General features: G+C 57.3%; 24 protein-coding genes. 16 read left to right on the top strand and 8 right to left on the bottom strand.

The window, feature by feature from the left end:
* Position 1 precedes the first annotated feature (1 nt).
* The 11 genes from AC2FLU_RS01295 (at position 2) to AC2FLU_RS01245 (ending at position 12,841) form a co-directional block, all read left to right on the top strand.
* Entirely contained in the window at positions 2-664 is a 663-nt protein-coding gene (locus AC2FLU_RS01295; RefSeq protein ID WP_480623686.1) for an amino acid ABC transporter permease, read from the top strand.
* Positions 661-1,383 carry an amino acid ABC transporter ATP-binding protein gene (locus AC2FLU_RS01290; RefSeq protein ID WP_496716253.1) on the top strand — a complete coding sequence of 241 codons (723 nt, stop codon included), beginning with the start codon at positions 661-663 and terminating at the stop codon, positions 1,381-1,383. The genes AC2FLU_RS01295 and AC2FLU_RS01290 overlap by 4 nt, the downstream gene beginning before the upstream one ends.
* A 37-nt stretch (positions 1,384-1,420) precedes the next feature.
* A complete protein-coding gene (locus tag AC2FLU_RS01285; protein ID WP_480478142.1) occupies positions 1,421-2,380 on the top strand; it encodes a dihydrodipicolinate synthase family protein in 960 nt (319 codons plus the stop codon).
* On the top strand, positions 2,371-3,303 hold the full coding sequence (locus AC2FLU_RS01280) for a 4-hydroxyproline epimerase (RefSeq protein WP_496811765.1): 933 nt from the start codon (positions 2,371-2,373) through the stop codon (positions 3,301-3,303). The genes AC2FLU_RS01285 and AC2FLU_RS01280 overlap by 10 nt, the downstream gene beginning before the upstream one ends.
* A 66-nt stretch (positions 3,304-3,369) precedes the next feature.
* The gene (locus AC2FLU_RS01275) at positions 3,370-4,620 is read left to right on the top strand and encodes an NAD(P)/FAD-dependent oxidoreductase (protein WP_496809289.1); all 1,251 of its coding nucleotides are present in this window, start codon (positions 3,370-3,372) and stop codon (positions 4,618-4,620) included.
* 15 nt (positions 4,621-4,635) lie between these two features.
* The gene (locus AC2FLU_RS01270; protein WP_480520581.1) at positions 4,636-5,736 is read left to right on the top strand and encodes a cis-3-hydroxy-L-proline dehydratase; all 1,101 of its coding nucleotides are present in this window, start codon (positions 4,636-4,638) and stop codon (positions 5,734-5,736) included.
* An 8-nt stretch (positions 5,737-5,744) separates the two neighbouring features.
* Positions 5,745-6,770, top strand: a complete 1,026-nt coding sequence (locus AC2FLU_RS01265) for a trans-3-hydroxy-L-proline dehydratase (RefSeq protein ID WP_480555189.1) — start codon at positions 5,745-5,747, stop codon at positions 6,768-6,770.
* 227 nt (positions 6,771-6,997) lie between these two features.
* Entirely contained in the window at positions 6,998-7,678 is a 681-nt protein-coding gene (locus tag AC2FLU_RS01260; protein WP_480478132.1) for a GntR family transcriptional regulator, read from the top strand.
* Positions 7,679-7,749: 71 nt separating this feature from the next.
* Positions 7,750-9,264 carry an aldehyde dehydrogenase (NADP(+)) gene (locus tag AC2FLU_RS01255; protein ID WP_480520585.1) on the top strand — a complete coding sequence of 505 codons (1,515 nt, stop codon included), beginning with the start codon at positions 7,750-7,752 and terminating at the stop codon, positions 9,262-9,264.
* A 397-nt stretch (positions 9,265-9,661) separates the two neighbouring features.
* Complete coding sequence (locus tag AC2FLU_RS01250) at positions 9,662-10,576, top strand: FecR family protein (protein WP_496809288.1); 915 nt, start codon at positions 9,662-9,664, stop codon at positions 10,574-10,576.
* Positions 10,577-10,621: 45 nt separating this feature from the next.
* Positions 10,622-12,841: a CHASE2 domain-containing protein gene (locus AC2FLU_RS01245; protein WP_496809287.1), complete on the top strand. Its 2,220-nt coding sequence runs from the start codon at positions 10,622-10,624 to the stop codon at positions 12,839-12,841.
* Positions 12,842-12,924: 83 nt separating this feature from the next.
* On the opposite strand, the gene AC2FLU_RS01240 is transcribed toward AC2FLU_RS01245, so the two are convergent.
* From AC2FLU_RS01240 to AC2FLU_RS01215, 6 genes are all read right to left on the bottom strand, one after another.
* Positions 12,925-13,920: an ABC transporter ATP-binding protein gene (locus tag AC2FLU_RS01240; RefSeq protein ID WP_480606977.1), complete on the bottom strand. Its 996-nt coding sequence runs from the start codon at positions 13,918-13,920 to the stop codon at positions 12,925-12,927.
* A complete protein-coding gene (locus AC2FLU_RS01235) occupies positions 13,917-14,951 on the bottom strand; it encodes a Gfo/Idh/MocA family protein (protein ID WP_480520593.1) in 1,035 nt (344 codons plus the stop codon). Before AC2FLU_RS01235 ends, AC2FLU_RS01240 begins: the two co-directional genes overlap by 4 nt.
* Positions 14,948-15,787: a carbohydrate ABC transporter permease gene (locus AC2FLU_RS01230; RefSeq protein WP_267366204.1), complete on the bottom strand. Its 840-nt coding sequence runs from the start codon at positions 15,785-15,787 to the stop codon at positions 14,948-14,950. The genes AC2FLU_RS01235 and AC2FLU_RS01230 overlap by 4 nt, the downstream gene beginning before the upstream one ends.
* A 12-nt stretch (positions 15,788-15,799) precedes the next feature.
* Complete coding sequence (locus tag AC2FLU_RS01225) at positions 15,800-16,714, bottom strand: carbohydrate ABC transporter permease (protein ID WP_480520595.1); 915 nt, start codon at positions 16,712-16,714, stop codon at positions 15,800-15,802.
* A gap of 66 nt (positions 16,715-16,780) precedes the next feature.
* The gene (locus AC2FLU_RS01220; RefSeq protein WP_480520597.1) at positions 16,781-18,034 is read right to left on the bottom strand and encodes an ABC transporter substrate-binding protein; all 1,254 of its coding nucleotides are present in this window, start codon (positions 18,032-18,034) and stop codon (positions 16,781-16,783) included.
* A gap of 24 nt (positions 18,035-18,058) precedes the next feature.
* On the bottom strand, positions 18,059-18,946 hold the full coding sequence (locus AC2FLU_RS01215) for an N-acetylmuramic acid 6-phosphate etherase (protein WP_480555194.1): 888 nt from the start codon (positions 18,944-18,946) through the stop codon (positions 18,059-18,061).
* 166 nt (positions 18,947-19,112) lie between these two features.
* Between AC2FLU_RS01215 and AC2FLU_RS01210 the strand changes: the two genes are divergently transcribed.
* From AC2FLU_RS01210 to nagA, 4 genes are read left to right on the top strand one after another with little or no spacing between them, the layout of a single operon-like run.
* Entirely contained in the window at positions 19,113-19,991 is an 879-nt protein-coding gene (locus AC2FLU_RS01210) for a glucosamine kinase nucleotide-binding domain-containing protein (RefSeq protein ID WP_480520599.1), read from the top strand.
* The gene (locus AC2FLU_RS01205; RefSeq protein ID WP_480478115.1) at positions 19,988-20,743 is read left to right on the top strand and encodes a GntR family transcriptional regulator; all 756 of its coding nucleotides are present in this window, start codon (positions 19,988-19,990) and stop codon (positions 20,741-20,743) included. Before AC2FLU_RS01210 ends, AC2FLU_RS01205 begins: the two co-directional genes overlap by 4 nt.
* 29 nt (positions 20,744-20,772) lie before the next feature.
* A complete protein-coding gene (locus AC2FLU_RS01200; RefSeq protein ID WP_480520601.1) occupies positions 20,773-21,801 on the top strand; it encodes an SIS domain-containing protein in 1,029 nt (342 codons plus the stop codon).
* Positions 21,798-22,931 carry an N-acetylglucosamine-6-phosphate deacetylase gene (nagA, locus tag AC2FLU_RS01195; RefSeq protein WP_480520603.1) on the top strand — a complete coding sequence of 378 codons (1,134 nt, stop codon included), beginning with the start codon at positions 21,798-21,800 and terminating at the stop codon, positions 22,929-22,931. The genes AC2FLU_RS01200 and nagA overlap by 4 nt, the downstream gene beginning before the upstream one ends.
* A gap of 92 nt (positions 22,932-23,023) precedes the next feature.
* On the opposite strand, the gene AC2FLU_RS01190 is transcribed toward nagA, so the two are convergent.
* Entirely contained in the window at positions 23,024-23,911 is an 888-nt protein-coding gene (locus AC2FLU_RS01190; RefSeq protein WP_480555196.1) for a c-type cytochrome, read from the bottom strand.
* 14 nt (positions 23,912-23,925) lie between these two features.
* The gene (locus AC2FLU_RS01185) at positions 23,926-24,393 is read right to left on the bottom strand and encodes a c-type cytochrome (protein WP_480478107.1); all 468 of its coding nucleotides are present in this window, start codon (positions 24,391-24,393) and stop codon (positions 23,926-23,928) included.
* Positions 24,394-24,479: 86 nt separating this feature from the next.
* Here AC2FLU_RS01185 and AC2FLU_RS01180 point away from each other — a divergent pair, with 86 nt between their 5' ends.
* Positions 24,480-25,325 (top strand): LysR family transcriptional regulator, encoded by an 846-nt coding sequence (locus AC2FLU_RS01180; RefSeq protein WP_496809286.1) that lies wholly within the window; start codon positions 24,480-24,482, stop codon positions 25,323-25,325.
* Positions 25,326-25,581 lie beyond the last annotated feature (256 nt).

The raw sequence follows: 25,581 nt of genomic DNA, 5'->3' as shown, positions 1-25,581 counted from the left end.
GATGCAACCCACTGTCAGCTTTTTCAGCGGCTTCAACATCAACGATCTGTGGTTTCTGGGCGAAGCCGCGTTGCGAACGCTCTGGATTTCAGTGCTTTCGATTTCCATTGGAACGGTTTTTGGCATGGTGTGCGGTTGGCTTCTGTACGAGGGCAAACTGGCAGCGACCCTGACGTTGGCTCCGGTTCTGGACATTTTCCGTTCGGTCCCTCTGATCATCCAACTGGTGCTGTTTTACAACTTTGCACCAATTGTCGGACTCAATCTGGACCCGTTCGCTTCGGGCGTGGTGATCCTGTCCATCTACACGGCAGCACTGGTTGCGAATGTCGCGCGCGGCGGGATTGAGGCCGTCGGCGATCCGATGCGCCGCGCGGCGCGCAGTCTGGGCATGACCTATTGGCAGGATCTGCGCTATGTCGTCTTCCCGATCGGTGGGCGCGCGGTGTTCCCGGCATGGGTCGGGGTCGCGTTGGGTGTGATGAAAGACAGCGCACTGGTCTCAGTTCTGGGCTATGTCGAGCTGCTCAAGGCCAGCCAGATCCTGATCACCCGCACGCAGGAACCGTTCCTGATCCTGACAATCGCTGGCGCGTTCTATTTCGCGCTCAGCTATCCGATTTCGCGGTATTCCGCGTCACTAGAAAAAAGGTGGGCCCAATGATCGAAATTCGCGACCTGCACAAATATTTCGGATCGCTGCATGTGCTGAAAGGCATCGATCTGGATGTGCAGAAAGGAGAAGTTCTGTCGGTGATCGGTGCGTCAGGCTCCGGTAAATCGACCCTTCTCTATTGCATCAACGGGCTGGAACCGATCCAGCAAGGATCGGTCAGGGTTGATGGCATTGATGTTCATGCTAAAGGCACCGACATCAACAAGCTGCGCACAAAGCTGGGGATGGTGTTCCAGCAATGGAACAGCTTTCCGCACCTGACAGCACTGGAAAACGTTGCGTTGGCCCCGAAGATTGTCAAAGGCAAGTCGAGGGACGAGGCGTGTGACATTGCCGCAAAGCAGTTGACCCATGTAGGGTTGGGCGAGAAGCTGAACGTCTTTCCCTCGGCCTTATCGGGCGGTCAGCAGCAGCGACTTGCCATTGCCCGCGCGCTGGCGATGGAGCCGGAATACATGCTGTTTGACGAAGCAACCTCGGCGCTGGATCCTGAACTGGTGGGCGAGGTTCTCGACACGATGCGGTTATTGGCCGAAGAAGGGATGACGATGATTTGTGTCACGCATGAGATGGGTTTCGCTCGTGATGTATCAGACCGGGTTGCTTTTTTTCATCAGGGCGTGATGGAAGAGATCGGTCCGCCCGCGCAGATTTTTAGCGAAGCCCAATCCGAACATACCCGCAAATTCCTGTCGAATGTGCGATAAAAGCCCCCGCCCCAATACAATTAGGAAGGTTACCTTCATGTCCCAGAATATCTTCACCGGCACCATGCCAGCCCTGATGACCCCCTGCAAGCCGGACCGGACACCGGATTTCGACGCGCTGGTGAAAAAGGGCAAGGAAATGATCGAAGCAGGCATGTCCGCCGTGGTCTATTGCGGCTCGATGGGCGATTGGCCTCTCTTGTCGGATGCCGAACGGATGGAAGGTGTCGAACGTCTGATCGCAGCCGGACTGCCCGTTGTCGTCGGCACCGGTGCGATAAATTCGAAATCCGCCGTAGCGCTTGCCGCACATGCGCAAAAAGTTGGTGCGGCAGGGCTTATGGTGATCCCGCGTGTATTGTCGCGTGGATCGTCCATCGCGGCGCAGCGCAACCATTTCAAAGCGATCCTGTCGGCTGCACCTGATATTCCGGCAATCATCTATAACAGCCCGGTTTACGGCTTTGCGACGCGCGCCGATCTGTTCCTGGAACTGCGCGCAGATCATCCCAACCTGGTTGGGTTCAAGGAATTCGGTGGCAAAAGCGATCTGCGCTATGCGGCGGAACACATTACCTCGAAAGATGATCAGGTCACACTGATGGTTGGTGTAGACACCGAAGTCTACCATGGCTTCGTCAATTGCGGCGCCACCGGCTCGATCACAGGGATTGGCACTGCCCTGCCAAAAGAGGCACTTCTGCTGGCGGCCCTGTGTCAGAAAGCGGCAGCCGGTCATGCCGAAGCCCGCCTTCGCGCGCGGGAACTGGAAGAAGCCTTTGGCGTGCTGGCCAGCTTTGACGAAGGCACCGATCTGGTACTGTATTACAAACACCTGCTGGTCCTGAACGGCGAAGAAGAGTACCGCTTGCACTTCAACGAAACCGACGAGTTGACGGATGCCCAGCGCAACTATTGCGAACAGCAATACGACCTGTTCCGCACTTGGTTTACTGATTGGTCCGACCAGGGCGGGGTCATTGCTGAATGCATGTGATTGACAGTCACACCGGGGGAATGCCTACGCGGGTAATCCTCGACGGTGGCCCCGATCTGGGGTCCGGCCCACTGGCCGAGCGTGCACGACGCTTGGCCACCGAGCATGAGGTGTTCTACAAATCCATCTTACTGGAACCGCGCGGACAGCCCGGAATGGTGGGCGCGCTTCTGGTCGCGCCCGAAGATTCAAGATGCGAGACCGGCGTGATCTATTTCGATGCGGATGCCGTTCTGGGCATGTGCGGGCATGGCACCATCGGTTTGGGTGTCACTCTGGCCCATATGGGTCGGATCCGGCCGGGCACGCACCGGGTGGAAACCCCGGTCGGGGTCATCTCGGTGGAGTTGCTGGACGCCAATACCGTGCGCGTCACAAATGTCGAGAGCCGCCGCGTGCGGGCAGCTGTGCAAATTGAGGTCGGCAGCCATGGGTCGATAACCGGCGATCTTGCCTATGGCGGAAATTGGTTCTTCATTGTTGATCCCAGCCCGATCCCGGTGAATCCGGGAAATTCTCGTGCGTTGACAGATCTGACCATCGCCATACGTGAAGCCTGCATCGCACAGGGCGTGCGTGGTGAAAACGGAGAACTGGTCGATCACGTGATCCTACAGGATCAATCCCCCAACAAGGATGTTCACAGCCGCAACTTTGTACTGTGCCCGGACAATCAATATGACCGGTCGCCCTGCGGTACGGGCAGTTCGGCGCGCCTCGCCTGTCTGGCGGAAAACGGGGCGCTGGCCGCCGGGGAAGAGATTGTGCAGGAAAGCGTGATCGGCAGCCCCTATGTGCTGAGCTACCAACCCGGCCCAAACGGGGGTGTCATTCCCACCCTAACCGGGCAGGCGCATATCATGTCGGAAGGCAAGTTGGTTTTCGCGCCGAATGATCCGTTCCGTGATGGTATCGCGCTTTGAAATCAAGTCCGGGGACAGACACTGTCCGGTCCCCGACCCCGCACCACGATTTGAGAACCTGTAACCATGCAGCATGACACCAAAACGGACATAGTTGTGATCGGTGCTGGCATCATTGGCATCAGCGCTGCGCTGGAATTGCAAAAGCGTGGAAGGCAGGTGCTGGTGCTGGACCGTGAAGGCGTTGCAGCCGGAGCGTCAAAGGGCAATGCCGGGGCCTTTGCCTTTACAGATATCGTGCCGCTTGCAACCCCAGGGATCATGCGCAAAGCACCAAAATGGCTGCTTGATCCGCTGGGGCCTTTGTCGATTCCACCCGCTTATGCGCTGAGTATTGCACCGTGGATGCTCCGGTTCTGGCGGGCCAGTTGGCGGGATCGTTATGCTGCCTCACTGTCCGCACAAGCCGCGCTGATGAACCACAGCCGCGCCGCGCTGGAGCGCCAGATCGCGTATGTTGACGGCGAGGCGCTGATGCAGCGCGAAGGCCAGTTGCAGTTGTTCGAGAATGAGAGCGAATTCCGTGCCAGCCTGCCCACCTGGGACCTGCGCAAGGACCATGGCATTCCGTTTGATCTTTTGGACAGTCCGGATGCAATTGCCGAGATTCAACCCGGACTGAACCGGCGATTCACCCATGCGGGTTTTACCCCGACATGGATGAATACCGTCGATCCGGCCCGCTGGACCAAGCATCTGGCGGAACAGTTCATCGCGCGCGGTGGGCAGGTTAAGATCGCAGGGATCACGGCACTGATACCAACCGATGACGGCGTGCGTCTCGTCACCGTCAACGGTGACATTTCGGCAGGTCAGGTGATTGTCGCCGCCGGAGCCTGGTCACACCAACTGGCCAAATCCCTAGGGGATCATATCCCGCTAGAGACCGAGCGGGGTTATAACACGACCCTGCCCGAAGGCGCTTTTGACCTGCGCACGCATCTGACCTTTGGGGGGCAAGGGTTTGTGGTGACCCGGATCAACGGCGGTGTGCGCATCGGTGGCGCGGTCGAACTGGGTGGATTGAAGCTGGCCCCGAATTACCGGCGTGCTGACACGTTGCTGGCCAAGGCCGGGCGCTTCATGCCAGACCTTAACCTAGAGGGCGGCACGCAATGGATGGGCTTTCGCCCGTCACTGCCCGACAGCCTGCCAGTGATTGACCGATCTTCGCGCGCACCAAAGGTGATTTATGCCTTTGGCCATGGTCATCTGGGGCTGACCCAATCCGCAGGCACGGCCGAACTGGTGGCCGATCTGGTCACTGACGCCAAGCCGGTGCTCGATATGTCACCTTTCGCATCCACACGCTTCTAATCTGGAGAACACCTTATGAAAATCACCGGGCTGAACGTATATCAGGTGAATCTGCCGCTGAAAGAAGGCCGCTATAGCTGGTCCAACGGCAATTTTGTCGAAGTGTTTGACAGCACCGTTTTGGAAATCATCACGGATGAGGGGTTGAAAGGCTATGCCGAATGCTGCCCGCTTGGCTCGGCCTATCTGCCGTCTTTCGCGCTCGGCGTCCGGGCCGGGCTGGCAGAGCTGGCCCCGCATTTGATCGGGCAGGACCCACTGAATATCGGTCAGATCAACCGCACGATGGATGCGGCCTTGCGGGGTCATCCTTATGCCAAGGCCCCGGTGGATATTGCCTGCTGGGATCTGCTGGGCAAGGCCACGGAACAGCCGCTTTACACCTTGCTGGGGGGCGCGGCGCAGGACGATGTGGTGCTTTATCGCGCGATCAGTCAGGAAGCACCCGAGATCATGGCCAAAAAGATCGAAGGCTATGCCGCCGAAGGCTACACCAAGTTTCAGCTCAAGGTGGGTGGCGAGGCCAATGACGACATTGACCGTATCCACGCCACCCGCGCCGTTCTGAAAAAGACGGACCTGCTGGTAGCGGACGCCAATACCGGCTGGACCCGGCACGAGGCCGCCCGCGTGGTGGGAGCGATTTCGGGTCTGGATGTCTATGTGGAACAGCCTTGCCTGACGTATGAGGAATGCGTGTCGATCCGCCGCCGCACCGCGTTGCCTTTCGTGATGGACGAGGTGATCGACACCCCCAACACGCTGGTCCGCGGCATTGCCGAAGACGCGATGGATGTGATCAACCTCAAGATCTCGAAAGTCGGAGGGTTGACCAAAGCCCGCCTTATGCGTGACCTCTGCGTGGCGCACGGCATCCCCATGACGATCGAAGACACCTGGGGTGGCGACATTACCACTGCGGCGATTGCACATCTGGCCCGTTCAACGCCGTCCGAGTTCACATTCTCTGCCACGGATTTCAATTCCTACGGCACGGTGGACATTGCCGAGGGTGCGCCAAAGCGTGTCAACGGCCGGATGACCGCACCCGCCCGTCCGGGTCTGGGCGTTACACCGATTTTCGACGCTCTGGGCGAGCCTGTCGCACAATATTGAGAGATCCGATGCGGAGCAGCAAAACCGTTCATGTCATTTCAGCCCATGCAGAAGGCGAAGTAGGGGATGTTATCGTTGGGGGTGTCGCCCCGCCACCGGGCGATACCTTGTGGGAACAGCGCAGCTTTGTCGCGGGCGACCAGACGCTGCGCAACTTCGTTCTGAACGAACCTCGGGGCGGTGTTTTCCGTCATGTCAATCTTCTGGTGCCCCCGAAACACCCCAAGGCCGACGCGGCCTTTATCATTATGGAACCCGAAGACACGCCACCCATGTCCGGTTCGAACTCGATCTGTGTTTCAACCGTATTGCTGGATGGCGGAATCATTCCGATGCAGGAACCCGAAACTCATATGGTGCTTGAGGCCCCAGGCGGGCTGGTTCGTGTACGGGCGGAATGCAGCGGTGGAAAAGCGCAACGCATTTTCGTGCAGAACCTGCCCAGCTTTGCCGACAAACTGTCCGTCCCGCTTGAGGTACCCGGATTGGATACGATCATGGTTGATACCGCCTATGGGGGTGACAGTTTTGTCGTGGTCGATGCACAGGCATTGGGATTCGAGATTGTCGAACACGAGGCCCGTGACATCGCCCGATTGGGGGTGAAGATCACCAATGCAGCCAATGAACAGCTTGGGTTTTCGCATCCTGAAAACCCGGATTGGGACCACATTTCATTCTGTGCTTTCTGCGGCCCGATCAGCCAGACCGAGACCGGATTAACTGGCAAATCTGCCGTCGCAATCCAACCGGGCAAAGTTGATAGATCGCCCACGGGTACAGCGGTTTCCGCACGCATGGCGCTGATGGCTGCAAAGGGGTTGATGTCGCCGGGTCAGACATTCGAGGCGGTCTCGATCATCGGATCACGGTTCACTGGCAGGATCGTCGATGCCACCGAGGTGGCGGGCCGTGCCGCGATTGTCCCCGAAATAAGTGGGCGCGGCTGGATCACCGGCATTCATCAACACATGCTTGACCCAGATGACCCCTGGCCTGGCGGGTATCGCTTGTCGGACACCTGGGGTGTCTGACTAAATAGTGCATTGACCGTGCCCGCTCTCAGGGAAAGGCGGTCACAGAAGGTTCCATTCGCACTTGGTCTTACCTCGCTGTCTCAGCAGGGTTGAAACAACATGGATATTGGATGCATTATTAAACGGAGTGTCCTTAATCAGCTTTCTAAGTGGTCGCGTCGCGGCTCAACTTGGAATAACCGCCGGTAACCGGTAGCTGTACCCAAACAAGTGGCAGGAAAAATATGGCAGGAAAGCGCGCAATAACCAAGCAAAGCCTACCAGATGTCATCGCGAACGATCTTCGTGAGCGGATACTGAATGGTGAACTTGCCGAAGGTGAAGCTATTCGCCAGGAAGCTCTGGCCGAGGAATACGACGTATCGCGGATGCCCATCCGCGAGGCCCTGAAGCGTCTGAACGCTGAAGGCCTGATTCAATGGGCCAATAATCGGGGCGGATCAGTCACCAAGCACTCCCTGAATGAAATCGGAGAGATATTCGACCTTCGAATGCTTATTGAAGTCGATCTTTTCCGCAGAGCCATTCCGCAGATGACATCTGCCGACTTTGCGCGATGCAACGACATATTGACACAGATGGAAGCGTCTTATGACGAGAATGACGTCGGGAAGTGGGGGATCCTGAACTATCAATACCACTCCGCCCTTTACGCGGCATCGCAGAGGAAACTGACAAATGAATTGCTGGATCGCGTCAATCTGCAATCAGACCGCTATGTCCGAATGCATCTGAGCGTGATGAAGCAGCGGGAACCGGCGAAAAAAGAACATCGAGAGCTGTTGAAACTAGCGCAAGCAGGGAACGTCGACGAAGCCTGTGACATGCTGATGCGGCACATCCGGCGAACAAAGGAACAACTGCTGGAGATGATCGTGGCAAAACGCGCCATGGAGGAGACCTAACAGGGCGCTTGATTGCCCTCCTTAATTGGATACATTATCCATAACATTAGAATCGTAGATATGGAACATTCATGACCTGCTCCCCCCATGGTAAGCACCTCATCGCTGGAAATTGGCTTTCAGGTGACACGGTTTTTCAGTCACAGCCCGCTTTTGGATCTTCACACAGTTTTTCGGTGGGGCGTCTTCAGGATGTTGATGCAGCTGCGGAAGCTGCCGAAGAAGCGTTCTGGAGCTATGGTTTTTCGACCCGGGAAGACCGCGCGGCATTTCTGAATACCATAGCAGATGAGATCGAAGCCCGCGCCGAGGCGATTACTGCAATAGGCACGCAGGAAACCGGCCTGCCCGAGGCCCGTCTGCAAGGGGAGCGGGGTCGCACATCGGGTCAACTTCGCTTGTTTGCCACACATATTCTGAGCGGTGAGTATCTGGATCGGCGCCACGACGGCCCGTTGCCAGACCGCTCGCCGCTGCCGCGCCCGGATCTGAAAATGATTCAGCGCCCTATTGGCCCTGTCGCTGTATTCGGTGCTTCGAATTTCCCTTTGGCCTTTTCAACCGCAGGCGGCGACACCGCAGCCGCTTTGGCTGCTGGGTGCCCCGTTGTCGTAAAAGGGCACAGCGCTCACCCGGGTACCGGTGAGATCATAGCCGAGGCCATACATGCTGCCATCGAACGCTGCAAAATTCATCCCGGTGTTTTCAGTCTGATTCAGGGGGGTGACCGGACCGTAGGTTCCGCTTTGGTACAACACCCGCTGATCAGGGCTGTCGGATTCACTGGCTCATTGGCTGGTGGTCGGGCACTGTTCGATCTGTGTGCCGCGCGTCCTGAGCCAATCCCGTTTTTCGGTGAACTTGGCTCGGTCAACCCGATGTTCATTCTCGATGCTGCGCTGACGAACCGGGGCGACAACATTGCTCAGAACTGGGCGGGGTCGCTGACCATGGGCGCAGGTCAGTTCTGTACCAACCCCGGGGTCGCCGTTATGCTGGCGGGTGCAGCAGCGGACCGCTTCGCTGAGACCGCGCGAACCGCCCTGTCAAAGACACCCGCGCAGACCATGCTAACCGACGGCATCGCCGACGCTTATCGAGCTGGTCAGGCAAGGATCGCCAATACAACAGGTGTGCAGGAGGTTCTGACCTCGATGTGTGGCCAACGCACCGCGTCCCCGCACCTGTATCGCACCAATGCTGTGAACTGGCTGGCAAACGAAACCCTTGGTGAAGAGGTTTTTGGCCCGCTAGGCGTTATTGTGACCGCCGAAACGCCTGACGAAATGCAGGCCGTCGCACACAGCCTGCAAGGTCAGCTGACCTGTACCCTGCATATGGATGATGCGGACATGGACACCGCGCGTTCCCTGATGCCGATCCTCGAGCGCAAGGCCGGACGTGTGCTGGCCAATGGCTTTCCCACGGGCGTCGAGGTCTGTGACAGCATGGTGCATGGCGGCCCCTACCCCGCTTCGACCAATTTCGGTGCTACCTCGGTTGGCACATTGTCAATCCGGCGGTTCCTGAGACCAGTGTGTTACCAAAACATGCCAGACGCATTGTTGCCCGAACAATTCCTCTGATCCTTCAACAACACGCTGCAAAAGCATCAAGGCTCATCGCGAGAAAAGCGATGAGCCAAGTGCCCTATGCGCGAGTTTGACGGATACTGCGCTTTGGCCTGTTCAGTTGCTTTGCTAAACACCTGCCAGTTAGCCCCACTTACGGCTCTCTTTTCCATTGGTGTTAGCATGTTGTTCATACCTACTGACCATGGCGGAGACCATCGCCCACATATCCGTAAGTGTTTAAGCTGGTAAACGCGGATTAAAAAACAACTTGCTACAAATACACACCATAATGCATAAATATTGCTAGCATTTTAGAGCATTTGAATAAGAATAACACGTTTCTGGGGGCAAAAATCGAGCTTGGCGCGCTTCGCGCTTACTTAGACCCGTCGGGGGAAGGGGCTCTGGTTTGACTTGGTTAAAGATTGTTTTGGTTGTATTTGTTGTCGCGCTCATGCCGGCGCAGGCCCTTGCCAACATCGGAACAGTTATCAGCGCCAAGCAAGGCGCTCAGATCATTCGCGCCGGAAACACTCAGCCTGTCATTTCAGGAATGGACGTTGAATCAGGCGATACGATATCTACAGATCACAGCGGTTTGGTACAGATCGTATTTGTGGATGAAACAAAAATTGCCGTTGGCCCCAATGCGCATATGGTGTTGGACGTGACTATGCTGCGCGGCAATCGAAAGGCCAAAAGCTTTGCCGTGCAGGCCTTGGGTGGCAGCTTTCGATTCATTTCCGGCAAAAGCCGAAAAGGTGCATATTCGATCAAGACACCGACTGCGACTATGGCAGTTCGTGGCACAACTTTCGACATGTGGGTCGTATCACAAACCCAGAGTGCAATGCTTGTCCTGCACGGAACGGTTCAAATGTGCAGTGCACAGGGGTCTTGCAGGTCCACAGGCCGCGTATGCAGCATGTATGCCACCAGTGGAGGCGGGACAGTCGGGCGGCCTGCTGATCAGGCGCAGTATGATCAGGCGCTGAAATCTGGTTTCCCATTTGTTCAGTCGCAGGAAGGCCTGCTGCCTCCATTACAGGTGAGGGTTGAGGGGTGTTCTGGCGAAGGTGCACCCGTGCAGCAGGCCAAAGTCGACAGGGCCGACATTCGCAGAACTGCGCCGCAGCCGCGCGCAATCAGCGTCGCAGCACCGCCATCGCCCCCGTCACAACCAGAGCCGGAAGTAGAACCCGAACCGGAACCGGAAGAACCTGAACCGGAACCGGAAGAACCTGAACCAGAAGAACCTGATCGGGAGGAACCAGGTCAGGAAGATCCAGAGCAGCAAGAATCAAATAGTGAGCTGCTCCGGTAGCGTTGTCGGAAAAGCTGAAATGGACTCACTTGTCCGGAGAACGACGTGAGCAACGAGAAGCGCAAAACCAAGACAGGGAAATGGGCGTTCCGCCTTGTCGGATTGTGTCTGATCCTGGTGGGCTGTTTCATCCGGGTCATGGATCCCTATCCGGTGCGAATGACCCGTCTGATCTATTTCGACGTTCTGCAAAGGTCATCTCCGCGAGAGTTCAATCCCGACCTTCCCATACGGGTTGTAGATATTGACGAAGCCTCTCTGGCCAATTGGGGGCAATGGCCCTGGCCCCGGACTCTGGTGGCGCAATTGGTTCAGAATCTGGGTGAATACGGTGCTGCGGCTATTGCATTTGATATGTTGTTCGCTGAGCCTGACCGGTTTTCCCCCGCACGGCTTCTGAACGATCCATCGCTGGAAGGGGTCCTCACAGTTGGACGGCACGCTCAAAAGCTCGATAATGATGTCTTGCTTGGGATGGAAATCGCCTATTGGCCGGTCGTTCTTGGGACTGCCGCACGAATGTCGGCGGAAGGAAACCCCATCACTGCAAAAGCAGGTATCATTGAATTCGGTGAAAATCCCGCCGCGGGTCTAATTTCAGTTCCTCATTGGACGCCAATTGCGCCTCCGTTGGGCCGGACCGCGGCAGGTATTGGTGGGGTCAACGTCTCGCCCATCGGCGGAACAGGTATCATGCGCCGCGTGCCGGTTCTTTGGCGCGGGCCGGATGGGCTGTTGCCGGGTCTGTCAATTGAAGCCCTTAGAGTTGCCTTGGGCGAGACCAATATTGTGGCCGAAGGTGCGCAGGATGAAACAGGCATAATGTTGGCGGTTGAGGTCGGGGGATACCGGATACCAACGACAGAAAACGGCGAGATTTGGCTGAGATACAGGCGCGATGCGCCCGAGCTGTATATTTCGGCCAACGATATCCTCAAAGGCTCGGATGATGCGGACGTTCGGGCGGAAGTTGAGGGGCGGATCATACTGATAGGAACGTCGGCCGCCGGTTTATTCGATATGCACCAGACGGCGCTTGGCGAGAGCGTTCCCGGCGTTTCAATTCACGCCCAGGTGTTGGAACAGGTCCTGACCAACGAAATGCTAAGCCGCTCGGATGTGACCGCAGCGCAGGAAATGCTTGCCTTCGCCTTTCTCGGGCTTGTCGTGATTGCCGTCATGTCCAGTTTTGGTGCGGTTGCATCTTTCATTGCAGGCGGTGTCGCCGCTGCCGCCGTTCTGATTTTGAGTTGGCTGGTCTTTCAAAACCAGTCGGTTTTGTTCGACGCCACATTTCCGCTTATCGGTGGCATGGCTAATTTCGGGCTGCTGGCAGGATATCTTTTCCTGTCTACCGAACGGGAAAAGCGCAAAATCCGAAAAGTCTTTTCTCATTACGTCGCCCCGGAGATCCTTGATGAGATGGAAGCCTCGGGACATCAGCTGCAATTGGGAGGTGAGACGCAGGATATCACAGTGATGTTTTCCGACATCCGGGGTTTTACACCTTTGTCTGAGTCCGCATCTGCCACCGAGCTGGTCTCGCTGCTGAATGCGCTTTTTTCCAGTATCGGCGACCAGATACTGGCTGAACGAGGAACCATCGACAAGTTTATCGGCGACGCTGTTATGGCGTTCTGGAACGCGCCTTTACCTGTCGCTGACCACCCGTGCCGGGCTGCATTAGCCGCGCTGAAGATGCGGCGCGCTTTGGCAGAGTTCAATGCATCCGACATCATGCGAAACCGCCCCCCTATCGCGCTGGCAACGGGGCTTGCGACCGGACAGGCCTGCGTCGGCAATATCGGCTCGCAGAAACGGTTCAACTATACGGTCATCGGTGACGTCGTGAATGTCTCAGCGCGGATCGAACAATGCTGTCGAACGGTCGACTACGACATCGTCGTTTCAAACGGCGTCCATGAAATCACGCATGGGAATCTGGCCATGTTAGAGGCCGGGCATGTTGATCTGAAAGGCAAAGCCAACCCGGAATCCGTCTTTGTTTTGGTGGGCGATCAGGCCCTGTTGCAAACAGCGGCGTTCCAGGAACTCAGGGTTGCACATGCAGAGCTGATTTTGGCGATCACAAATCGACACCCTAACAGCCTGGTCAATACCTTGTGCCAACAGTGCGAAAATCTGGCTGAAGACATCGAGCCCGGCTTGCGTCAGTTCTACAGGGCGCTGTCCGGTCGTGCCGCTGACTTCCGGTCGAACCTGCCATCCGGGCAATTCATGTTCACACGCCACAATCTTGGATAACCAGTCATGTTTTCCAGCGGTTGCACTCTTTGGGTCACGCTCACACCAGAACAAACTGGTGCAGAACGGGTCGAAAACTGCCGTTACTGTAATCTCTGTCCGTCATTCCCGAAGTAATATGCGCGGCTAGGATCAAACCCGAATTGTACATCGTCACCCGGGGCAATCGCGTACTGGCCAAACAACCGGACTGTGATTGGCACGTTGCTGGTTTGCAGAATGACATTGGTATCACCACCCAACTGTTCAACATGTGAAACGGTGCCGGCAATCGGTCCGCCGCTTTCCAAGCGGATGTCCTCCGGGCGCAGCCCAAGTTCACGCGCATCGCCCGGGGTCAGGCTGTCTGCGGGCAGAAAATTCATGGAAGGTGAACCAAGAAATCCGGCGACAAAGCGGTTTGCCGGGTTGTTGTACAGCTCCATCGGGGTGCCGACCTGTTCCACCCGTCCGTCGCGCAGCACCACAATCTTGTCGGCCAGTGTCATCGCTTCTGTCTGATCGTGCGTGACGTAGATCATCGAAGCCGAGAGTTGCCTGTGTAGATTTGCAATCTCAATCCGGGTGTTCATGCGCAAAGCGGCATCAAGATTGGACAGCGGCTCGTCGAACAGAAACAGCTTGGGTTGGCGCACGATGGCGCGACCGATGGCAACACGCTGGCGCTGCCCCCCCGACAGTTCGGATGGGTAGCGGTCAAGGTAGGGCTCCAACCCCAGCATCCGGCTCGCCTCGGCGACGCGCTCGTCGATCACGGTTTTCGGCTGGCGTTCCTGTTTCAGGGCAAGGGTCAGGTTGCCGCGTACATTCAGGTGTGGATAAAGCGCGTAGCTCTGGAACACCATGGCGATGCCGCGTTTCGAGGGCGGGGTCAGATTGACCTGCTCGCCCGCAATTCTGATCTCGCCCGATGTGGCGTCTTCAAGCCCTGCAATAACGCGCAGAAGAGTGGACTTTCCGCATCCGGAAGGGCCGACAAAAACCACAAACTCGCCGTCCTCAACCTCAAGACTGATGTCCTTCAGGACCTCTACATTGCCAAAAGATTTGTGAATGTTTTTCAGTGACAGGGCGGTCATTGGCTGGTCTCCTCAAGAGAAACGGGTTGGCCGGTGCGGATGCTTTGGTCAGCGGCCAGGCAGATTGCAAGGGATTGTACGGCGTCGGACATGTGGCGGGTCAGGTCGATATCCTCGGCGATGGCGCGCAGCATATAGGCTTGTTCAGCATCGCAGAGTTCCTGATGACCGGGCTCATCAGGCATGTCGATAGTCCGGTCGCCCTGCGGCGTGTGAACCAGAAGGCCACCAACCTTGGTATGACCATCGATGTCTGCTGACGCGCCCTTGTTTCCGTCGGTGATCGAAACAGACCCGTTGGGCGAAACGATGTCCTTCACGAAAAACGCAGTTTCGGACATCATCGGACCCCAGCCAGCCTCGTACCACCCGATCGAACCGTCATCGAACACCACCTGAAACTGGCCGTAATTGTACATGTCAGGCGCGATCTCATCCGACAGGCGCAGTCCCATGCCATGGACGCGAACAGGCTTTGCATCGGTGATCTGGCACATCACATCGACATAATGCACACCACAATCCACGATGGGTGACGTGGTCTGCATCAGGGCCTTGTGCGTCTCCCACTCAGGCCCTGAGGATTGTTGATTCAGGTTCAGACGGAACACATAGGGGCCACCCAGAGTGCGAGCCTCGGCGATCAGGCGCATCCAGGATGGGTGGTGGCGCAGGATATAGCCCACCACCAGCTTTCGGTTCAGCCGCGCCGCTGTTTCGACCACACGCCGCGCATCGACAACGTTGGTGGCGAGTGGTTTTTCGACAAACACATGGGCACCCGCCTCCATCGCAGCGCAGGCGTAATCCGCGTGACTGTCCGAATAAGTCGCGATAACAACCAGATCCGGTTTGGTTTCGGTCAGAGCGGCTTCAAAACTTGAATACACCGGATAGCGCGTCAGATCAGAGTGATCCACGCGGCCGGATCGGTTCACCAGCCCGACAATCTGCGCGTCCGGGTGATGGTGATGTGCCAGCGCATGGCTCAGCCCCATGTTCCCAAGGCCTGCGATCAGGACGCGAGTCATTTCACCGCTCCTGACGTGATGCCGCGGATAAGCTGTCGCGAGAAGATCACATAGAGGATCAGCACCGGCAGGATCGCCATTGAAAGGGCTGACAGGACCGCGTTCCAGTCTGTCACAAACTGACCGATGAAGACCTGGCTGCCCAGTGTCAGTGTCTTGGTCTCTTCCGCAGGAGCCAGGATCAGCGGGAACCATAGATCGTTCCAGATCGGGATCATGTTGAACACGGCAACCGTTGCCATTGCCGGACGCACCAGCGGCAACACAAGCCGAAAGAAGATTGTGTATTCGCTTAGCCCGTCGATACGGCCCGCATTCTTGAGGTCGTCACTCACCTGTTTCATGAACTCGCTTAGGATGAACACCGCCAAGGGCAGGCCCTGCGCCGTATAGACAAGGATAAGTGCCCACAGCGTGTTCACCAGCCCGGTCGCCACCATCATTTCCAAGATGGCCACGGTGCCGATGCGGATCGGGATCATGATTCCAAGCGCCAGGTAGAGACCCATAAGCATGTTGCCCTTGAACCGGTACTCACTCAGCGCATAAGCCGCCATTGCGCCAAACAGCAGGACCAATGTCAGGGATGCAACAGTCACAATCAGAGAGTTCTGGAAATAAAGGAAGAAATCCCCCTGCTTCATCACTGTCTGATATCCGATCATCGAAAAACTGTCGGCATCGGGCAGCGCCAGCGGTTCGCGAAAGATCGCCTTGCGGGTCTTGAAGCTGTTGATCAGGATCACGAAAACCGGAAACAGTGCGATCAGCGTATAAAAGATCAGTGCACCATGCATCGCGAAGGTGTTTAGCGGGTTGGAGCGGGCCTTGTTCATGTCATCTGCTCCTTACAGCTGGTACCGGCGCATCCGGGTCTGGATGCCGAATAGGTAGACACAGACACCCAGCAGGATAATTGCAAACATCGCACCAGCAATGGCCGAACCCATATGCGGATCACCTAATTGCAGCTGGAAGCCAAAGAATGTGCGATACATGAAGGTGCCAAGAATATCGGTCGAGAAATCAGGCCCCGCCAGAGCACCCTGTGCAGCATAGATAAGATCGAAAGCGTTGAAATTGCCGACAAATGTCAGGATTGAGATGATCCCGATCGAGGGCAGGATCAGCGGCAGCTTGATCTTCCAGAAGGCGCTTGTACCGGTGATGCCATCCACTTCCCCGGCTTCCAGGATTTCCTCGGGGATCGACAGCAAGGCCGCGTAGATCAGCATCATCGGGATACCGACAAACTGCCAGACCGAAATCAGCGCCAGAGTGGTCAGAGCGTATTCCTCCTTCCCCAACCACGGCGCAAAGAGGGATTTCAGCCCAACCGCGTCCAGCATCGAAGGCGCGATGCCCCAGATGGGCGACAAGATCAATTTCCATGCAAACCCGACAATCACAAAGCTGAGGATTGTCGGAATGAAGATCGCCGACCGATAGAGCACCGCAAATCGCAGGCGCGGATGGCTGAGCAGTGCGGCCAGCGCGACGCCGATAGGGTTCTGCACCAGCATGTGAACCAGAAAGAACCAGAAATTGTTGCCCAGCGCATTCCAGAACTGTTCCGACCAGATCGGATCGAAAAACAGCGTTTGAAAGTTCTGCAGTCCAACAAATACGCGGCTCTGGTCGACCTCAGAGTAAAGGGCCAGACGGAGCGTATTGAACAGGGGAAAGATCATCACCGCTGTGTAGACAAGTACGGCTGGTGCCAGAAACACGACGATATGCCAGCGGATGCGGGGGCGGGTCATGGGGAGCGCTTTCAATGGAATGCTGGGCGTACCCGGGCAACTCATGCTGCCCGGGTATGGTTCAGCTTACTGATGTGGTGCGTACCACGAGGCGAGGCCTGTCTGCAGTTCTGCACCCAGCTCTTCGGGCGACTTGGCACCTTTGATCGCGGCAACGGATGCACCCCAGGTCTCATTCTCGAGGTTTGGTGTTCCGCGCGACAGGATTTGGTAGGTCGAGCGGATGGTCGATTCACATTCTTCACGCCAGCCGACGATCTCCTTGGCCAGCGGGTCCTGCAACTCGACCGGAGTGCTCGACAGCGGGAAGAACCCGGGCAAAGCGTTGCCGAAGATCTCAGCAAACTCAGGGCTTGCGACCCAGGTCAGGAATGTTTCAGCGGCTTCAGGATTCTTCGTAGCCGCGTTCATGCCGATGCCGATATCCGTATGGTCCGAGATATAGCAGGTGTCGCCCGCGTTCTGAACCGGAGGCTTGAAAGCTCCCATCTCGAAATCGGCTTGTGCGTTGAAGCCGGAAATCTCCCATGATCCCGCAGGATAGATGGCTGCGCGGCCCAAAGTGAAGATGTTCTGGCTGTCGGGATAGGTCTGTGCTTCGTAGCCATCACCCAGATACGCACCCCAGCGGGCCAGCGTTGCGTACGGGGCTGTCCAGGCTTCGTCGGTCAGCTTCTGTTCGCCTGCGATCAACGCCTGACGACCTTCTTCACCCTTCCAGTAGTTCGGCCCGATGTTATTGTAACCCATCGTGGCAGCTTCCCATTGGTCGTTGGTACCCATCGCCATTGGGATGTAAGTGCCGTCTTCCTTGATTTTGTCCAAGGCGGCAAAGAACTCGTCTTCCGTGGTCGGCACTTCGAGCCCCAACTCGGCAAAAGCGTCCTTGTTGTAGATGAAGCCGTGAATTACCGACGCCATCGGCACGCAGAAGCTGGCCGAACCGTCATCCGTCTGCCAGGCAGACTTTGCAACGTCCGAGAAGTTGTTCATCGCCTCGACCGAGGACAGATCGGTCAGGTGACCAGCCTCATAAAGCGCCAACGAAGCATCGAAGGGGCGGCAGGTAATCAGGTCACCGGCAGACCCCGCATCAAGTTTCGAGTTCAAAACCGCGTTGTATTCTGCCGGAGCAGACGGCGTGAACTGGACTTTGATGCCAGGATGCTTTGCTTCAAAGGCCGGGATGATCTGGTCCTGCCACAGGGTCAGGTCATCGTTACGCCAGCTTTCGATGGTCAGCGTGACGTCTTCGGCATAGGCGGCAGAGGCTAACAGCGTCCCACCAAGCAAGGCCAGTTTCAGGCTATTACGTTTCATTGTACTCTCCCATTTGGTTTGCAGTTATTTATCAGGTGTCAGTGCCGCGCTCAGAACTCCGCCCGTTTCTTTCAGGCGCGCATCGGCTGCCGCCAGTGAAACGCCGCGAGCAGCGATAAGGATGGCGGATTTGGCGTCTCCTTGCGCTTGTGCCAGGGCGTTTTGGGCGGTGCTTGCATCAACTCCGGCGATCCGGGCGACGATGCCGGTCGCACGCGCCCGCAGCTTTGCATTGTCTGCTCGCAAGTTGACCATCATCCCGTCATGAACATGACCCAACTTGATTGCCATAAGGCTGGAAAGCATGTTCAGCGCGATTTTCTGGGCTGTACCGGCGCCCATTCGGGTTGAGCCTGAAATCAGTTCAGGCGGGGTGGCAAGCAGAATCGCGTGATCGCATTGCGCCAAAAGTGGGCTGCCCGGGTTGTTGGCTATCCCGATCGTGCAGGCACCCGCAGCACGCGCAAGTCTCGCCGCCTCAAGTGTATAAGGAGTGCTGCCGCTGGCAGAGACAGCAATGACCGTGTCGTTGCACGTAAGTCCGGCCAGCCCTTCAACCAGCCCATCGGTGTCATCCTCGGTTCCACCGGGCATATGCGCGGATTGCGGCAGCCCTCCGGCCATCAGGATACGGATACAGTTTTCGTCGATACCGAAAGTGCCGCCCAGTTCCATTGCATCAGCCGCAGCCATCAGCCCCGAAGACCCCGCCGCCGCGTAATACAATGAACCACCTGATGCCAGACTGCGGGCCATGGCGTCGGCACCGTCGCAAATCGCACGCAGGGCGCCCTGCGGGGCACCGGCCGCTTCCTGTTGACCCCTGCACAAGGCCAGCGCCGCTTCTTCCAGCGGTCGGTTGCCCAAATCATATGCGTCCGGGTGGAGTTGTTCGGTAATGTGTGGCAGCACGTGTTTCTCCTCGTTGCCAGAAAGCATACCTATACAATACCATTTGTCCACTAATTTTTTTTCAGCCGCTATTGGCCTTATTAATCAATGTATTTTTGATCTTTCTGCCCTTATTGGATTTACTTTGGCATTTACATTACAGCATAGGCATTATATAGGTATCATCATGCTTAGGTCGAAAAACAATCCAATCATCGCAGCAGATGGCGGCGGAACGACCTGTCGGATCGCCTATGACGATGGGGAGCAGCGGCTGGTGGTCGAGGTTGGCCCCGCCAACGTAGCCAGCGATTATGACGGTGCGATTGCACGTCTGAAAGACGGCTTGAAAATGCTTGCGACCAAGCTCAGTGTTCAGCCAGACGTCCTGAGACCGGCACCGGCGTATTTTGGACTGGCAGGCGTTACCGGTGATCAGATCGCCCAGCGGGTGGCCTCGGATTTGCCGTTGGACAGTATACTGGTCGAGGATGATCGCCACCCTGCGCTGGCGGGTGCGCATCAGGCAACCGACGGTGCAATCGCCCATTGCGGGACGGGTTCTTTTCTGGCCCTTCAATCGCAAAACGGCCGACGCTTTGCCGGTGGCTGGGGCTCCGTGCTGGGGGATGAGGCTTCTGCTCAGTGGATTGGGCGCAGAGCGCTTTCGGTGACGCTGGATGCATGGGATGGGCTGGTGCCAAAATCCAACCTGACTGAGGCCTTGCTGAACGAATTTGGCAGTACAAGCGGCATTGTCGCTTTCGCGGCTGCGGCCCGACCTCATGAATTCGGCCAAATTGCGCGACAGGTGACAGCGGCAGCTAGGTCAGGGGATGAACGGGCGGTTTCGCTTATGCGCGAAGGCGCCGTGCATCTTTTGCAGGCACTGGAAGCAATGGGCTGGACGCCGGCCATGCCATTATGCCTGACCGGGGGTATTGGCCCTCATTACGAGGCGTATCTGCCGGATCGTGCGCGTGGCGCAGTAACAGAACCAAAAGGTACGCCTATCGACGGGGCCATCGCGTTGGCCCGGGCTTTTCAAGTGGAGCATTCGGCATGAACGCAGCTTCTTTTCTGGCTTCTGACGACTGGCTCGAAAACAGCGGCGGGCCGCGCTATGTCCGGCTGCGCCAGCGGCTGGAAGAAGGCATCGACGCTGGTGTCCTTCCCCCGAATTCCTCATTACCGCCCGAGCGCGAAATCGCCGAGATCACCGGCCTGTCCAGGGTCACCGTGCGCAAGGCCATTCAGGAATTGGTGAAACAGGGCGCAATCGTACAGCGGCAGGGTTCCGGATCTTTCGTGCGGAACGCCGCGCCGAAATTGGAACAATCGCTTTCGCATCTGACTTCGTTCAGTGAGGACATGCGCCTGCGCGGCATGGAGTCAACCTCCAAGTGGTTGGAACGGGGCGTTTTTCTGCCATCACCCGAGGAAACGGCGGTACTCGGGCTGCCCGCTGACGGACAGGTGGCCCGCATTTGCCGCCTGCGAGAAGCTGGCGGGCGCCCCATGGCAGTCGAACGTGCCTCGTTGCCATTGGACATTCTGCCAAACCCACTAGCCGTGCGCGACTCACTCTACGATCTTCTGGAAGAAAACGGCTGCCGACCAGTTCGCGCTATCCAGAAGATTTCCGCCGTTAATCTTGAGGCTGAAGATGCCGCTCTGCTCGGTGTCGCCGAAGGCGCAGCAGGGCTGAGCATCCAGCGGATTTCCCATCTGGAAGGCGGGCGCGTCGCCGAGTTCACAAAATCCAACTATCGCGGCGATGCCTACGACTTCGTGGCTGAGCTGCGACTCACTCCATGATCTGTGATTCCGATGGAAAGGCTGCCCCGATGACCCCGAAAACGACCCTGATGCGTCAGGAAATCGAAGAGATTCCTGTTGCTGTCGAGCGATTACTCAGCAATGGCGGAGATGCCCTGAGCACAGCGACGGACGTCGCCCGGAACGGCGGGCTGAAGTTCATGATTTCGGCGGCGCGTGGCTCTTCGGACCACGCCTGCACATTTCTGAAATACGCAAGCGAACTGCTTCTTGGTTTGCCCATGGCATCCGTCGGCCCGTCAGTCGCGTCCGTGTATGGCGCCGACCTGCATGTGGCCGGGGCGCTTTGCCTTTCTGTTTCACAATCAGGAAAAAGCCCGGATATCGTGCAGCTTACGAAAAGTGCCCGAAAGGCCGGGGCCAGCACGGTGGCAATCACAAATGATCCGTCGTCGCCCCTTGCACTGGCGGCTGAGGCGGCTTTGCCGCTGCACGCGGGTCCTGAGCTTAGTGTAGCGGCGACAAAGACATTCGTGACCTCGCTGGTTGCCGGGCTTTGGCTGCTGGCGGAACTGAAAGGCGACAAAGATCTTCTGGCTGCGCTGCGTGACCTGCCCAAGCACCTTGATGCCGCCACGCGGTGTGACTGGAGCAAAGCGGCGGCTGTCGTCACCCAAAGCTCGCTTTATACGCTTGGCCGCGGACCAAGCGTAGCAATCTCGAACGAGGCTGCGCTGAAATTCAAAGAAACCTGCCAGATCCATGCCGAAAGCTATTCCTCGGCCGAGGTGCTGCACGGCCCGGTCTCGATCGTGGAAGGCGGGTTCCCGGTTATTGCCTTTGCCGCCAATGATCCGGCTGAGCCGCTGTTGGCCGAGGTTGCCGACACGCTCGCGGCCAAAGGAGCACAGGTATTTGCCACCAGCGCAATGGTCACAAAGGCCGAGGTGCTGCCTCATGTCCGCACGGATCACTGGCTGACGGACCCGGTGGCGGCTATCGTGTCCTTTTATTCAATGGTCGAGCAGGTCGCAGTACAGCGCGGGATCAACCCGGATGCGCCACGTCACCTGCGAAAAGTGACGGAAACGGTATGAGCGGCCAGGCGATCACCTACCACGGCGGGCTTGTTTACGACGGCACCAGATTGCACGACGGTGCCGCGCTGCGGCTGGAGTCGGGCCGCATAGCTGACATAGGCGTTGACGTGAAGACAGACGCTGGCAAGCTTGTCGACCTGCAAGGCGATATACTGGCGCCCGGTTATGTTGACCTGCAAGTGAATGGCGGCGGCGGAGTGATGTTCAACGCCGCCCCGTCTGTCGAAACACTGGCACGCATCGCCAAGGCGCACCGGACGCTTGGGGCGACCTCGATCCTTCCCACCCTGATCACGGATACCGCAGCCAAGACCCGCGCCGCCATCGAAGCGGTCAAGGCCGCGATTTCTGCGGGTGTTCCGGGGATCGCTGGCCTGCATCTGGAAGGGCCGCATCTTTCGGTGGCTCGGAAAGGTGCCCATGATGCAGCCCTGATCCGCCCCATGGATGACGAGGACCTGACGACGCTTGTCGCGGCTGCGCATGCCCTGCCCGCATTGATGCTGACGGTTGCGCCAGAAAACGTGTCAATTGCGCAGGTGAAAGCGCTGGTCTCAGCAGGCGCCGTTGTTTCGCTGGGCCACAGTGATGCGGATTTTGATACCTGCTTGTCCTATGCCGAAGCCGGTGCGTCCTGCGTCACGCATCTGTTCAACGCAATGAGCCAACTTGGCAATCGATCTCCCGGGCTTGTCGGGGCGGTTCTGACCTCGGGTCGATTAAACGCCGGACTGATCGCAGACGGTATTCATGTTCACCCTGAAGCCATGCGCACAGCCTGGGCCGCCAAGCGGGGCCCAGGCCGGATATTTCTGGTCAGCGATGCGATGGCACCGGCTGGCACAGACCAGCGCATGTTCGAACTGGAAGGCCGCCGCATTTCCCGCAAAGACGGCCGTTTGACACTGTCTGATGGCACTTTAGCGGGGGCTGATTTGGACTTGACCACAGCACTGCGTGTCCTGACCACGCAGGCAGAAGTGCCGTTGGAAGACGCATTGGCTGCCGCAACTCGCATACCCGCCGAAGTGACAGGATTATCCGACGCGGGGCGGTTAACCATAGGAGAGCAATGCCCGCTGATCCGCATTGCCAGAGATCTGAGCAATGTAGCCGTGCTGGTTTGACCCAGCAATCCAAACGTTTTTTGCGTTGCTCAGAACCAGTGTCATAAGACCTGCGCTGACAAATGCCCGAGTTTCTGCAACCAGTAGCCAATTCACTGAACGGGAACGGATTTCAGATAAGCAGCAATGGCCAATCGGTCTTCATCGCTTAGTTTCGAGGTGTTCTCGATGACTTCGACCATTTCGCCTCCGGCGCTGTCATAATCCGGTGTGAAACCGGATTTCAGATATTCAGCGATGTCAGCCTCGGACCAGTCAAGCTGGGCGGTGGTCAGACCGGGGATGCGCCCCTTGCCATTCGGATTTGGCGCTCCGGTCAGCCAGAGATCCCGCTTCAACCCTCCCAGTCCGTTTCGCGGTGAATGGCATTCCGCGCAGTGCCCCAAAGCTTCCACCAGATACCGCCCCCGGATTTGCTGGTCGGTCAAATCACCTTCAATCACCCAGCCCGAGCCTGAAAACAGAAATTTCCACAACCCCAGCCCGCGCCGGATATTGAAAGGGAAACCAACGTCATGCGGGATACTTGCCGCATCAGATGCAGGCAAGGTGTTCAAAAACGCATGAAGCGCCGCGACGTCCTCGACCGTCATCTTGGCATAAGAGGTATAGGGAAAGGCCGGGTAATAATGTTGTCCCTTTGGTCCTGTTCCGTGTTTCAGGGCATTGGCCAGATCCAGCACGGACCATGATCCAATTCCGGTGTCTGGATCACTGGAGATGTTTGGAGCTACAAACGTACCGAAATCCGTTTCAAACCGGCGCCCGCCTGCTAGAACAAGCTTTCCTTCCTCGCTGGCATCCGGGGCCGAGTGGCACGAGGCGCATCCTGCTGAATAGAAGACAGACGCCCCTCTGGTCACGTCGGGGGTCAGACCGGCCAACCGGGCTGGATCAACCCTTTGCGGTCGGGTCAGCAGCAAACCGGCCAACCCGACCAAAAGCATGACTAGAACGGCGAAAAGTAGAATGCGCCGCACTGATCAATACTCCTTTAATTTTCCGGTGCTCTGTATGCTTTGTGACAGGCCGAGCAGGCTCCGCCAAGTTGGCCCATCGCCCCTTTCAGAGCTTCAACGTCCTGACCTGCCGCAGCCTGCATCGCAACAGCGGCATCGGCCAGTGCCTGCCCTTTGGCCCCGACATCTGCGAAGTTTTCCCAAATAGCGGGCAAGGCGCGGGTTGACGGGTCTGACACATTATCCGATCCGGCTGGCCACATCGCGGACTGGTCGATCTGCGACACAACGACAATATTATTTGCGGCTCGCGTAGCCGCTTCGGCATCATATTCTGCCTCTCCCTTGGCCATGGCGCCCAACGTGCCAAGGTTGAAAGCGTAAAGCTGCATAATCGAAGTCCGCGCTTTTACAGCCGGGTTTTCGCTATCCTGAGCAATTGCAGTTCCAACTACGGCCAAGGACAAAAGACCTGCCGCAAAGATCGAAGACTTCTTAATCATGGTGTGGCTCCCTGTTTAATGTGCCATATGATAGCTTGAACGATTTTTCTTGTAATTGTTTGTTATTCGGCCTCTCCTGTTCATTTATGAACAACGACAATTGGGACGATATTCGGTATGCCCTCGCCGTCAGCAAACACGGCTCGTTGAATGCGGCGGCGACAGCCCTGGGCGTTGCACATGCAACCGTCCTGCGCAGAGTTGCCGCCTTCGAACACCGATATGGCTGTGTTGTTTTTCGGAAAGACCCGTCAGGGTATTCAGTACTTCCCGAAGCCAGAACAATTCTGTCCGCCATGGAAAGCGTTGAAGACGCCGTGCTTTCGGTAGAACGCGCCGTTGTGGGCGCAAATCGTTCGCCTGCGGGTCATGTGCGTATCGCGTCCACGGACAGCCTTTGCCAGTTTGTCCTGCCACAGATACTAAACTCAATTTCCGCCCTCTATCCGAGCCTCGAACTGACGATCCTCAGCGGTAACAGTCACCATGATCTGACCAGGTTAACTGCGGATATAGTTGTCCGCCCTTCAGTTCAACTTGGTGAAGGGTTGACCGGAGAGCGCGCAGGAACGTTGTTCTTTGGGGTTTACAGTGACGGTACCCGTGACCAAAAATGGATCCGGCTTGATGGGGCTCTCAGCCGTTCACTCCCGGCCAAATGGTTGGCTGAACATGTTCGCGCCGATGACATGACAAACGGAGCAGACAGTTTTCTGGTGCTTCAGCAGATGGTTGCATCGGGTGCGGGGCGAGCTTTGTTACCTGCTTTTATTGGCGACGCTGATCCCCGGCTTCACAGGTTGAACGACATTGATCCCAGAATCGAGGTTCCACTTTGGGTCGCGACGCTAGAGGAAATCGCACACACGCCAAGATTTGCGGTCGTGCAACGGGCTCTGGTTGAACACCTGCCGCATGCGCTGGCTGGGTGACGTCACAATTGTAGTGTCCTGGTAGGTCGCTTTGCGTTGAAATCTCCTGCAAGCCGTGGCGGGTGCCCTGCACCTGCAACAGGACATCCTGCGCCGCGATGCACAGGTTTTCACCGCCGCTCCAGGTAGTCCATTCCGTATCTGCTTCGCAAAGACGTGTCAAAGGTACTTTGGGAAGGGCCAGATATGCGACACCTTGCTGCGAACGTTCCAACGCAAGTGGTGAAAAGCCCCAGAGAGAATGTGCCGTACCCGC

Source organism: Ruegeria sp. SAZD013 (assembly GCF_059612525.1).
This window is presented reverse-complemented; position numbering and strand designations above follow the sequence as displayed.